We start from the raw sequence: 11,700 nt of genomic DNA on the forward strand, positions 1-11,700 counted from the left end.
CTTTGTCCCGACGCTCACCTCACGGATGCACGCGGCCCAGGAACTCCCTCATCAGACCGGCGATCTCGTGGAGGTGGGTCTCCAGGGCCCAGTGCCCGGCGTCCTTGAGGACGTGCAGCTCGGCCTCGGGCAGGTCGGTGAGGTACGCGCGCGCCGACTCCTCGGGCATGTAGCCGTCGTGCGGCCCCCAGACGATCAGCGAGGGCGGCTGGGCCCCGCGCAGATAGGCCTGGTACTCGGGGAACCGGTCCACGCTGTTCTTGATGTCGGCGAACAGGTCGACCATGATCTCCCGGTTGGGTGAGCGCCCGAGCACCGGCCAGGACAGCTCCCACAGATCCGGGCTGATCAACTCGGCCATGTGCTGCGGGACTTCGCCGATGACCTCCTCCCGCAGCCCGCGTTCGGTGACCGCCTCGGCGAGGGCGGCCCGGCGTTCGGGCGTGGGGTCGGCCCAGTACTCCCGCAGCGCCGCGTACTTGGGCCCGAGCGTGTCGGCGTACGCGTCCCCGTTCTGGATGACCAGCGCGGCGATCCGCTCCGGGTGCTTCACGGCCAGCTGCAGCCCCGCCTGTGAACCGTAGTCGAACAGGTAGAGCGCGTAACGGTGCAGACCGAGCACCTCCGCGAACCGCTCCAGCAGGCGGGCGTATCCCGCGAACGAGTAGTCGAAACGGTCCCGCTCCGGCGTCTCGCTGTACCCGAACCCGGGGAAGTCCGGGGCGACCAGCCGCCACCGGTCGCCGAGCACGGGCATCAGGGTGCGGTACTGGAAGGACGACGACGGATACCCGTGCGGCAACAGCACCACCGGCGCCCCCGGCGGCCCCGCCTCCCGGTAGAAGACCTCGACGCCATCGACGTCGACGGTCCGATGGGCCACGGACACGAGCTCGGACGGCACGGCTCCTCCAGGACGGGGCGGGGGATGGCCAGGTCACGAACGAGTGCCCTTGTTGCGGCGAGCGCATGCGCTTTGAGGGGCGCGGGGAACTGCGCGACAAGCCACAACGAACCCGCAGCAGCCCCACACAGAACCCGGCAGACGAGACCCACCGGCCACCGAACAGACAGCTAACGCCCGCGCGGCCCCACGGTAGTGCTCCGCACAACAAGCCGCGGCCCGACCACCGTCTCCCCGCCGGAGGCCTCGGCCCCGTCCCCCTCCACCCGCCCCACCGCCCGCCCCACCGCCAACTCCGCGAGACGGCGGACGTCCTGGCCGACGGTGGTGAGGGAGACGTGCGCGAGCCGGGCGAGGCGGCTGTCGTCGAAGCCGACCACGGAGATCTCGTCGGGCACGCCGACGCGGGCGCGCAGGAACGTGTCGAGGACACCGGTGGCACAGCGGTCGTTGAAGGCGACCACGGCCGTGGGCCGGGGGTCGTCGCCGAGGAGACCGCGCGCGGCCGCGGCGCCGTCCTCCTCGGTCAGACCGCCGGGCAGGACGCGGGCCCGGTCGCCGAGCCCGTGACGGTTCATGGCGGTGCGGTAGCCGCGGCGCCGGTCGGCGGCGCCCGGCGCGCGGCCGCCGTCGATGTGGACGATGTCCCGGTGCCCGAGGGAGACGAGGTGGTCGACGGCCTGACGGGCGCCCTCGTCGTCGGCGGTGCGGACCACGTCCACGCCGGGCACGGCCGGACGCAGCCGCCGGGCCACCGACACCACCGGCAACTGGGCCGCCAGCTCCGCGAGACGTGCCGCCGGAGCCTCGGGGCCGAGCAGGATCAGCGCCTCGCAGCGGTCGCCGAGCAGGCTCTCCACGGCATGCCGCTCGTCGCGGCTGGGAGCCACGGCGCTGAGGGCGACCTGGTACCCGGCGGGCTCGGCGGCGGCGTAGACGCCCTCCACCAGGTCGGTGTGGAAGGGGTGCTGGAGGCCGAACTGCACGCCGAGCAGCCGTGAGCGGTTGCTCCGCAGCAGCCGGGCGCGGGCGTCGGGCCGGTACCCGATCTCCCGCGCCGCCTCCAGGACCCGCTCCCGGGTGCCGGCGCCGGCGCCCTTGGCCCCGCGCATCACGATGGAGACCAGCGCGACGGACACGCCGGCCCGCGTCGCCACATCGGCGAGGGTGGGGCGCTTCCCCTCGGGGGGCCCTGGGGTCGGTGGCACCGCTGGCCTCCCTGCTCGGTACCGGGTCTGCTCCTCCAGCCGTCGATCGTAGACGAGTCGGGGCGCCGGAGAACACGCTGGTCGACATCACTGCAACGTTCTAGTCTCCCGCCCCGCGAAGCCTTGACAGGACGTCCCGGGGGTGGCGTACTGCTGCTCGGGCGCTAGAACGTTCTAGTTCGCAGCCGAAATCCCGAGCCGAATCCAGAGAGAGGGAGCGTCGTGACGTACACACTGGCGGTCTGCGCCGAGATGGTCTTCCGGGATCTGCCCGTCGACGAGCGGGCCCGGCGCATCCATGACGCCGGGTTCCAGGTCGAGATCTGGGACTGGACCCGGCACGACCTCGACGCCCTGGCCCGTACGCCCGCCGAGTTCTCCTCGATGACCGGCTACATCCGCGGCAGCCTCACCGACGAGGAGGGCGCGGCCGAACTGCTGCGCACCGCCGAGGAGTCGGTCAAGGCGGCCGAGCATCTCGGCTGCCCCCGGCTGAACCTGCACGGCACCGGTCTGGACGGCGAGGGCCTGCCCGTGGTGCCGGTGACGGGCGAGCCCACCGGCCCGATGTGGATCGCTGCCCACCGGACGCTCACCCGCGTCGCCGAGCTGGGCGAGAGCGCCGGCATCACGTTCACCCTGGAGAACCTGAACACGGCCGTGGACCACCCCGGCGTGCCGTTCGCGAAGGCCGCCGACACCATGGCCCTGGTCGCCGCCGTGGACCACCCCGGGCTGCGCATGAACCTGGACCTGTACCACGCGCAGATCGGCGAGGGAAACCTGATCGAACTGGTCCGCCGGGCCCACGCGCTCGGCCTGATCGGAGAGATCCAGGTCGCCGACGTACCGGGCCGTCGCGAGCCGGGCACCGGCGAGATCAACTACCCGGCCGTCGCCCGCGCCCTCACCGACCTCGGCTACGACGGCACGGTCGCCATGGAGGCCTGGGCCTCCGAGGACGGCGAACGAGCCCTGGAACGCTTCCGGACCGCGTTCACACCCGCCTGACCAACAGCCCCTCAGGCGCTTCCCCTACGTACGGAGAACCCACGTGACCACCCACCAGCCCCTCGCCGTCGGCCTCATCGGCGCCGGACGGATGGGCTCCTTCCACGCCGAGACGCTCGCCCACCGTCTGCCCGGCGCCCGGCTCGCCGCCGTGGCCGACCCGGCTCCGGGTGCCGCGAGGCTCCTCGGAGACCGGCTCGGCTGCCCGACGGCGTACACCGGGATCGGGGACCTGCTGGCCGACCCGCGGGTCGACGCCGTGGTGATCGCCACCCCGGCCCGTAGCCACGCCGGTCTCGTGGAGGCGGCGGCGCGCGCGGGCAAGGCGGTGTACTGCGAGAAGCCCATGGCCGTCACCCTGGCGGAGGCCGACCGCGCCGTCGCCGCGGTACGCGACGCGGGTGTTCCGCTCCAGGTGGGCTTCAACCGCCGCTACGACACCGGCTTCCGGGCCGCCCACGACAAGATCGCCTCCGGCGGTATCGGCACCCCGCAGCTGCTGCGCTCGCTCACCCGCGACCCGAAACTGCACGACCCGGCGCCGATCCCGCCGTGGACGATCTTCCTGGAGACCCTGATCCACGACTTCGACACCCTGCGCTTCCTCAACCCGGGTGCCGAGCCGGTCGAGGTCTTCGCCTGGGCCGACGCCCTGGTCCGCCCCGACTTCAGGGACCGCGGGCTGCTCGACACCGCCGTGGTCACCATCCGCTTCGACAACGGCGCCCTCGCCACCGCCGAGGCCAGCTTCCAGGCCGTCTACGGCTACGACGTACGCGGCGAGGTCTTCGGCTCGGCGGGCATGCTCACGATGGGCGACATCCGGCGCGGCCACCTCACGTCGTACGGCGCGGACGGCGTGGCCGCCGACTGCGTCACCTACGACCAGGACCTCTTCCGCGACGCGTACGTCGCCGAGCTCGCCGACTTCACCGACAGCGTGCGCACCGGCCGGGCCCCGTCCGTCACCGGGGAGGACGCCCGCGCCGCCCTGACGATCGCCCTCACCGCCGTCCGGTCGGTCACGACGGGCGCCCCCGTCCGCGTGGCGGACCTCAAGGACGAGTGACCGGCGGACCGAGTGACCGGCGGGCGAACCCGCCCGGGAATCCCGGCGCGCCCCAGGCGTTGTACTCCATGTGAGTTCAGTGATCGCACAGACCCGGTTCTCGGTCCTCGACCGCTCCCGTGCCCGTGAGGGGCACGACGCCGCCGAGGCGTTGCGGGACACGGTCGGGCTGGCGCGGGAGCTGGAGGAGCTGGGCTTTCACCGGTTCTGGGTGTCGGAGCACCACGGTGTGCCAGGAGTCGCCGGTTCGGCGCCGACCGTGCTGGCCGCGGCCGTCGCGGCGGCCACGCGACGCATCCGGGTGGGTACCGGCGGCGTGATGCTGCCCAACCACCAGCCGTTCGTCGTGGCCGAGCAGTTCGGGGTCCTGGAGTCCCTCTTCCCGGGGCGGATCGACATGGGCCTGGGCCGGTCCGTCGGCTTCACCGACGGGGTGCGCCGGGCCCTGGGGCGGGACAAGGACGTCGCGGACGACTTCGCCGGGCAACTCGACGAGCTGCTCGGCTGGTTCCGCGGGACGTCCCCCACCCGCGCGCACGCGCGCCCGGCGGAGGGCCTGACCGTGCCGCCGTTCGTGCTCGCGATGGGCGAGGGCGCCGCCATCGCCGCCCGGGCGGGCCTGCCCATGGTCATCGGCGACCTCCGCGACCGCGAGAAGATGCGGCGCGGCATCGACCACTACCGCGCGGCCTTCCGGCCCTCCCCGTGGGCACGGGAGCCGTACGTCGTCATCTCGGGCACGGTCGCGGTCGCCGCCACGCCCGAGGAGGCCCGGCGCCTGCTGCTCCCGGAGGCCTGGTCGATGGCGTACTCGCGCACGCACGGCACCTTTCCCCCGCTGCCGCCGGCCGACGAGGTCGAGGCCCGCACGATGACCGCCAAGGAGCGCGGCTTCTACGAGTCGGGCCTCACCGGCCACATCGCCGGCACCGAGGACCAGGTCGCCCACGAACTGGAGACGGTGCTGAAGGAGACGGGCGCGCAGGAACTCCTCGTCACCACCAGCACCTACGACCGTGAGGGCCTGGTCGACTCCTACCGGCGGCTTGCCCGGATCATCGCCGGCTGAGGCCGGGACGTCAGGTGGCGCTCCTCACGCACCCCCAACCCCGCGGACAGTTCGGCGGCGCGGGCCAGTGAGCGACGGTCGGGACGGCTGTGCGGCGGTATCGCGTCCCTCACCTCGACCTCGGCCACCAGGTCGCGGGCCGTCGCCACCCGCCACAGTGAGGTGAGCAGCGAGTCCTCGCCGACGAAGGCGGGGGCCGTGCTGGCGGTGCCGTCGCTGTGGCGGTAGTGGATACGGACGGGCTGGACGGGAGCGCCGGCGTCGATCGCGGCCTGGAAGACGGCGCGGCGGAAGGTGCCCTGGGCTCGTCCGCACCACGTGCTGCCCTCGGGGAAGGCGGTGACCGCCCCGCCGGCGCGCAGGGCACCGGCGATACGGGCGACCGTGTCCGGGAGCGCGCGCAGCCGGTCCCGCTCGATGAACAGGACCCCGGCCCGCGCCGTCAGCGGACCCGCCACGGGCCACTGCCGGATCTCGGTCTTGGCGAGCATCCGGGCCGGACGCACGGCGGCGAGCAGCGGTATGTCCATCCAGGAGATGTGGTTGGCGACGAGGAGCACCCCGCCGGCGGGGGTGGCGGCGCCACTGAAACGGAGCCGCACACCCGCGGCCCGCAGCATCACCCGGCACCACCACCGCACCGCTCCGGCGGGCACCCGCCCGCCGAGCGGCAGCAACGTGATCCCCCCGAGCAGAAGGACCGCCAGCACCGTCAGCCGCAGCACCGCTAGGGGCACGGCCACGGTGGGTGCCCTCCGCTCCACGCACGCCGCCGGAGAGCACGGCGCGCTGGGCAGCCAGACGCTCATCAGGCCGGGACGAGCGACAGGAAGTGCCGCAGATAGCGCGCGTTGACCCGGCTCATCGGCAGCAGCACGTACAGGTCGGCGACGCCGAAGTCCGGGTCGTGCGCGGGCTCGCCGCACACCCAGGCGCCGAGGCGGAGGTAACCGCGCAGCAGGGGCGGCAGTTCGGTGCGCTGCTCGGGCCGGGCCACGCCGTCCGCGTCCCAGGGCAGCAGGGGACGCACCCGGTACTCCTCGGGTGCGAGGTTCTTGGCCCGCACGCGGTCCCACGTGGCGGCGGCGAGCGCGCCCCCGTCGGCGAGCGGGAGCGAGCAGCAGCCGGCCAGCCACTCGTGACCGCCCTGGACCATGTACCGCGCGATGCCGGCCCAGATCAGGCCGATGACGGTGCCGTCGCGGTGGTCGGGGTGCACGCAGGAGCGGCCGACCTCGACGAGCCCGGGACGGATCGGGTCCAGCGGGGAGAGGTCGAACTCGCCCTCCGAGTACAGCCGCCCGGCGATCGCGGCGCGCTCCGGCGGCAGCAGCCGGTACGTACCGACGACCTGGTCGGTCAGCGTGTCCCGGACGAGCAGGTGGTCGCAGTACGCGTCGAAGGCGTCGACGTCGAGGCCGGGCTGCGGGGTGGACAGCAGCGCGCCCATCTCGCCGGCGAAGACGTCGTGCCGCAGCCGCTGTGCGGCCCGCACGTCGGCCTCGTCGCGGGCGAGGGTGACGGTGTAACGGGTGGGCGTGACCGCCTGGGGCGGGCTGTCGAGCGTGGATACGCCGGTCATGGCTGGCTCTCTCCTGGGGACGGGACGGGCCTGTGCGGCGGGAGCTGAGCGGGCCGCCGGTTGGCTACGGCGTGCTCGCTTATGTTTTCCCGACGCCAACTGACCGGCGCGTAACCTTCGCAGAGAGGCAGGGTGTGAGGTTGTTGAATGCCAGGGTGCGGCGGCGTGACAGATCTTGGCGGGGCCGGAGAGCACCACTCCCGGCCCCGCCCGTCCGCACCTGGTCGGCGAACGTTTTTGAGGGGACGTGCCCCGAAGGGGCGCGTCCCTCAAGGGGCGCGGGGAACTGCGCGACCAGCCACAACGAACCCGCAGCCCGAAACCAACAACACCCCTGCGGCGCTACCGCTTCGCGACCTTCCGAGCAGCCCGCAGCCACTCCTTGTTCATGCTGGTGATGGAGACCAAGGGAATCCCCTTGGGGCAAGCGGTGGCGCACTCCCCCGCCAACGTGCACCCCCCGAACCCCTCGTCATCCATCTGCGCCACCATGTCCAGCACCCGCGTCTCCCGCTCGGGCGCCCCCTGGGGCAACACGTTCAGATGGTTGACCTTGGCCGAGGTGAACAGCATCGCCGCGCCGTTGGGACACGCCGCCACACACGCCCCGCACCCGATGCACTCCGCGTGCTCGAACGCGAAGTCCGCGTCCGGCTTCGGCACCGGCGTCGCGTGGGCCTCGGGCGCGGAGCCCGTCGGCGCGGTGATGTAGCCACCGGCCTGGATGATCCGGTCGAAGGCCGACCGGTCCACCACCAGGTCCTTGATCACGGGGAACGCCGACGCCCGCCACGGCTCGATGTCGATCGTGTCGCCGTCCTTGAAGGACCGCATGTGCAGCTGACAGGTCGTGGTGCGCTCGGGCCCGTGCGCGTCGCCGTTGATCACGAGACTGCACGCGCCGCAGATGCCCTCGCGGCAGTCGTGGTCGAAGGCGACCGGGTCCTCACCGCGCAGGATGAGTTCCTCGTTGAGGGTGTCCAGCATCTCCAGGAAGGACATGTCGGACGAGATACCGTCCACCTCGTACGTGGACATCGCTCCGTCGGCGTCGGCGTTCTTCTGCCGCCAGACGCGCAGGGTGAGCTTCATGCGTAGCTCCGCTGAGTGGGGTGGACGTACTCGAAGACCAGGTCTTCCCTGTGCAGCACGGGGGCAGAGCCCGCACTCGTGAACTCCCAGGCGGCCGCGTACGCGAACTCGTCGTCCCTGCGGGCCGCCTCGCCGTCGGCCGTCTGGGACTCCTCGCGGAAGTGGCCGCCGCAGGACTCGGCTCGGTGCAGCGCGTCGAGGCACATCAGCTCGGCGAGTTCGAGGTAGTCGACGATCCGGTTGGCCTTCTCCAGCGACTGGTTGAACTCCTCGCCGGTGCCGGGCACCTTGATGCGCCGCCAGAACTCCTCGCGGATCTGCGGGATGCGTTCCAGCGCCTTGCGCAGCCCCGAGTCCGTACGGGCCATGCCGCAGAACTCCCACATCAGCTCGCCGACCTCGCGGTGGAAGGAGTCGGGGGTGCGGTCGCCGTCGACGGAGAGGAGCAGGTTGAGGCGGTCCTCCGTCTCGGCCAGCACCTCCTGGACGACGGGGTGGTCGACCGTGACGTCCTCGTGGCGCGGGTTGCGCGCCAGGTAGTCGTTGATGGTCGCCGGAAGCACGAAGTAGCCGTCGGCGAGGCCCTGCATCAGGGCCGACGCGCCGAGCCGGTTCGCTCCGTGATCGGAGAAGTTGGCCTCGCCGATCGCGAACAGGCCGGGGATGGTGGTCTGCAGGTCGTAGTCGACCCACAGGCCGCCCATCGTGTAGTGCACGGCGGGATAGATCCGCATCGGTACCTCGTACGGATCCTCGTCGGTGATCCGCTGGTACATGTCGAAGAGGTTGCCGTACTTGGCCTCGACGGCCTTCCGCCCCATCCGCTCGATGGCGTCGGCGAAGTCCAGGTACACGCCCTGTCCGCCGGGGCCGACGCCCCTGCCCTCGTCACAGACGTTCTTCGCGGCGCGGGAGGCGATGTCGCGGGGCACGAGGTTGCCGAAGGAGGGGTAGACGCGCTCCAGGTAGTAGTCGCGCTCGTCCTCGGGGATCTGGCCGGCCGGGCGGGTGTCGCCCTTGGCCTTCGGTACCCAGATGCGTCCGTCGTTGCGCAGGGACTCGCTCATCAGCGTCAGCTTGGACTGGTGGTCGCCGGTGCGCGGGATGCAGGTGGGGTGGATCTGGGTGAAGCACGGGTTGGCGAAGTACGCGCCGCGCCGGTGGGCCCGCCAGATCGCGGTGGCGTTGGAGTTCATGGCGTTCGTCGACAGGTAGAAGACGTTGCCGTAGCCGCCGGAGGCGAGGACGACGGCGTCCGCGAAGTAGGTGTCGACGCGACCGGTGACGAGATCGCGCGCCACGATCCCGCGCGCCCGCCCGTCGATCACGATCAGGTCGAGCATCTCGGTGCGCGGGTGCATCTCGATGGTGCCGGCCGCGATCTGCCTGCTGAGGGCCTGGTAGGCGCCCAGCAGCAACTGTTGTCCCGTCTGGCCGCGTGCGTAGAAGGTCCGCGACACCTGCACCCCGCCGAAGGACCGGGTGTCGAGCAGACCGCCGTACTCGCGGGCGAAGGGGACGCCCTGCGCCACGCACTGGTCGATGATCTCGACGGAGATCTGCGCCAGCCGGTGGACGTTGGACTCGCGGGCCCGGAAGTCGCCGCCCTTGACGGTGTCGTAGAACAGCCGGTGGATGGAGTCGCCGTCGTTGCGGTAGTTCTTCGCCGCGTTGATGCCGCCCTGCGCGGCGATCGAGTGGGCGCGTCGCGGGGAGTCCTGGTAGCAGAACTGCACGACGTGGTAGCCCTGTTCGGCGAGAGTGGCGCCCGCGGAGCCGCCGGCGAGGCCGGTGCCGACGACGATCACCGTGTGCTTGCGCCGGTTGGCGGGGTTGACCAGCTTGGCCTCGAAGCGGCGGGTGTCCCAGCGCTCGTTGACGGGGCCGGAGGGAGCCTTGGTGTCGACGACCGGCTCACCGGTCGCGTAGTCGGTGTACGAGTTCATGTCAGCTCACCACTCCGGTCATGACGCCCACGGGTACGGCGATGAAACCGGCCGTGAGCAGCAGTGCGAGAACGTTGGCGACGGTCTTGAGGGCGCGGTCGCGGGTGCGGCTGCCCGCGCCCAGGGTCTGGGCCGCGCTCCAGAAGCCGTGCCGGACGTGCAGGCCGAGCGCGAGCATCGCGACGATGTAGATGACGTTGCCGTACCAGGTGGAGAAGGTGTCCACGACGTTCTGGTACGGGTGGCCCTCCTGGAAGCCGCCGCTGTGCACGGTGCCGGTGGTCAGGTCCAGGATGTGCCAGACGATGAACAGGCCGAGGATGATCCCGCCCCAGCGCATGGTGCGCGTGGCGTAACTCGCCCGCGGCTTCTTGTGCACGTACTTGTTGGGCCGTGCCTTGATGTCGCGGCGGCTGAGCTGGTACGCGGAGACGGCGTGGGCGACGACCGCGACGACCAGCACGACGCGGACGAGCCACAGCGTCCACTCGTAGTGCATGAAGGGTTCGCCGACGGTGCGCAGCCAGTGCGCGTAGTGGTTGAACTCGCCCGCGCCGAAGAAGATCTTCAGGTTCCCGATCATGTGGACGACCAGGTACAGCAACATGATCAGACCGCTGACCGCCATGACGGTCTTCTTGCCGACGGAGCTGTCCCACACCGTGCGGGCCATGGACGGCCGTCGGTCCGTCCGCGTTGCCAGAGCCATGCACACGACGCTAGAGCGGTGACACGTGATCGGTCCAAGACATGGTACGGCTCGTTTCGATAGCCTTGACCTATCGTGGGAGCGTGCAGTTCCAGCAGCTCCAGTACTTCGTGGCCGTCGCCGAGACCCGGCACTTCACCCGGGCAGCGGAGCTCGTGCATGTCGCGCAGCCCTCTCTGTCCCAGCAGATCCGTTCGCTGGAGCGGGAGTTGGGGGCGGAACTGTTCCGGCGGGCCCGCGGCAACATCACGCTGACCGACGCGGGTGAGGCGCTGCTGCCACTGGCCCGGCGGATACTGGCCGACGCGGACACGGCGCGGCACGAGGTGGCCGAGCTGGTCCAGCTGCGGCGGGGGCGGGTGCGGCTCGGTGCGACGCCGAGTCTGTGCACGGGTCTGCTGCCGGATGTGCTGCGCGCCTTCCACGACCGCTATCCCGGGATCCGGCTGCTGATCGAGGAGGGCGGCTCGCACGATCTGGTCCGGGAACTGGCTCGAGGGGCGTTGGACCTGGCGCTGGTCGTGCTGCCGCTGCCGACGCCCTCCCCCGCGCTGACCACGGTGGAGGTGCTCCGGGAGGACCTGGTGGTGGTGTCGTCGCCGGAGGCCGCCCGGCCCGGGCGGGGGCGGCGCTCGGTGCGGATCTCCGATCTGGAGGGTGAGCGGCTGGTGATGTTCCGGCACGGGTACGACCTGCGGGAACTGACGGTCGCCGCGTGCCGTGCCGAGGGGTTCGAGCCGGACTTCGCGGTGGAGGGCGGGGAGATGGACGCGGTGCTGGGGTTCGTGCGGGCCGGGTTGGGGGTGGCCGTGGTGCCGCGGATGGTGGCGACGCGGGCGGGGCGGGGGCTGCGGGTGACGCCGCTGGCTCGGCCCGGGCTGTATCGGACGATCGCGCTGGCGCACCGGAGTGATGTGGCTCCGCCTCGGGCGGCGCGGGAGCTGCAGCGGATGCTGCTGTCGACGACGGCGGGGTCTTGAGCCGGGGGTGGTGGTCGTGTGCGGGTGGGTGGGGGCTGGTCGCGCAGTTCCCCGCGCCCCTTACGGGGCGCGGCCGCGCACATTCAGCCCCTTGGGGGCACCTCCCAGCGGTAGCTGGGGGAGTTTGAGG

Annotated in this window: 11 protein-coding genes; 4 read left to right on the forward strand and 7 right to left on the reverse strand. The window is 71.8% G+C overall.

The features are described 5' to 3' along the window. Window positions 1-19: 19 nt before the first annotated feature. Both AB0959_RS35075 and AB0959_RS35080 read right to left on the reverse strand, forming a co-directional pair. Window positions 20-904, reverse strand: a complete 885-nt coding sequence (locus AB0959_RS35075) for an alpha/beta hydrolase (protein ID WP_366830764.1) — start codon at window positions 902-904, stop codon at window positions 20-22. A gap of 170 nt (window positions 905-1,074) precedes the next feature. Beyond that, window positions 1,075-2,112, reverse strand: a complete 1,038-nt coding sequence (locus AB0959_RS35080) for a LacI family DNA-binding transcriptional regulator (protein ID WP_366830765.1) — start codon at window positions 2,110-2,112, stop codon at window positions 1,075-1,077. A gap of 222 nt (window positions 2,113-2,334) precedes the next feature. On the opposite strand from AB0959_RS35080, the gene AB0959_RS35085 reads away from it, so the two are divergent. The 3 genes from AB0959_RS35085 to AB0959_RS35095 all read left to right on the forward strand — a co-directional run bounded on the left by AB0959_RS35085 (window position 2,335) and on the right by AB0959_RS35095 (window position 5,261). Then, window positions 2,335-3,123: a TIM barrel protein gene (locus tag AB0959_RS35085; protein ID WP_366830766.1), complete on the forward strand. Its 789-nt coding sequence runs from the start codon at window positions 2,335-2,337 to the stop codon at window positions 3,121-3,123. A 43-nt stretch (window positions 3,124-3,166) separates the two neighbouring features. Next, on the forward strand, window positions 3,167-4,192 hold the full coding sequence (locus AB0959_RS35090; protein WP_366830767.1) for a Gfo/Idh/MocA family oxidoreductase: 1,026 nt from the start codon (window positions 3,167-3,169) through the stop codon (window positions 4,190-4,192). A gap of 70 nt (window positions 4,193-4,262) precedes the next feature. After that, window positions 4,263-5,261: an LLM class flavin-dependent oxidoreductase gene (locus AB0959_RS35095; protein WP_366830768.1), complete on the forward strand. Its 999-nt coding sequence runs from the start codon at window positions 4,263-4,265 to the stop codon at window positions 5,259-5,261. On the opposite strand, the gene AB0959_RS35100 is transcribed toward AB0959_RS35095, so the two are convergent. The 5 genes from AB0959_RS35100 to AB0959_RS35120 form a co-directional block, all read right to left on the reverse strand. Then, window positions 5,228-6,070: a lysophospholipid acyltransferase family protein gene (locus AB0959_RS35100; protein ID WP_366830769.1), complete on the reverse strand. Its 843-nt coding sequence runs from the start codon at window positions 6,068-6,070 to the stop codon at window positions 5,228-5,230. The two genes, AB0959_RS35095 and AB0959_RS35100, sit on opposite strands and share 34 nt — an antisense overlap. Next, complete coding sequence (locus tag AB0959_RS35105; RefSeq protein ID WP_366830770.1) at window positions 6,070-6,843, reverse strand: GNAT family N-acyltransferase; 774 nt, start codon at window positions 6,841-6,843, stop codon at window positions 6,070-6,072. Before AB0959_RS35105 ends, AB0959_RS35100 begins: the two co-directional genes overlap by 1 nt. A gap of 342 nt (window positions 6,844-7,185) precedes the next feature. After that, window positions 7,186-7,935, reverse strand: coding sequence for a succinate dehydrogenase/fumarate reductase iron-sulfur subunit (locus AB0959_RS35110; RefSeq protein WP_366830771.1), 750 nt, complete (start codon window positions 7,933-7,935; stop codon window positions 7,186-7,188). After that, window positions 7,932-9,881, reverse strand: coding sequence for a fumarate reductase/succinate dehydrogenase flavoprotein subunit (locus tag AB0959_RS35115; RefSeq protein ID WP_366830772.1), 1,950 nt, complete (start codon window positions 9,879-9,881; stop codon window positions 7,932-7,934). Before AB0959_RS35115 ends, AB0959_RS35110 begins: the two co-directional genes overlap by 4 nt. A gap of 1 nt (window position 9,882) precedes the next feature. Continuing rightward, entirely contained in the window at window positions 9,883-10,554 is a 672-nt protein-coding gene (locus AB0959_RS35120; protein ID WP_366830783.1) for a succinate dehydrogenase, read from the reverse strand. Window positions 10,555-10,673: 119 nt separating this feature from the next. On the opposite strand from AB0959_RS35120, the gene AB0959_RS35125 reads away from it, so the two are divergent. Beyond that, complete coding sequence (locus AB0959_RS35125) at window positions 10,674-11,570, forward strand: LysR substrate-binding domain-containing protein (protein WP_366830773.1); 897 nt, start codon at window positions 10,674-10,676, stop codon at window positions 11,568-11,570. Window positions 11,571-11,700: the final 130 nt, after the last annotated feature.

Source organism: Streptomyces sp. NPDC046862 (genome assembly GCF_040704615.1).
Lineage (GTDB): Bacteria > Actinomycetota > Actinomycetes > Streptomycetales > Streptomycetaceae > Streptomyces.

Coding starts and splice junctions, on each gene's coding strand:
- AB0959_RS35120 (WP_366830783.1), bottom strand. CDS start 10,554: ATGGCCCGCACGGTGTGGGACAGCTCCGTCGGCAAGAAGACCGTCATG.
- AB0959_RS35100 (WP_366830769.1), bottom strand. CDS start 6,070: ATGAGCGTCTGGCTGCCCAGCGCGCCGTGCTCTCCGGCGGCGTGCGTG.
- AB0959_RS35110 (WP_366830771.1), bottom strand. CDS start 7,935: ATGAAGCTCACCCTGCGCGTCTGGCGGCAGAAGAACGCCGACGCCGAC.
- AB0959_RS35115 (WP_366830772.1), bottom strand. CDS start 9,881: ATGAACTCGTACACCGACTACGCGACCGGTGAGCCGGTCGTCGACACC.
- AB0959_RS35105 (WP_366830770.1), bottom strand. CDS start 6,843: ATGACCGGCGTATCCACGCTCGACAGCCCGCCCCAGGCGGTCACGCCC.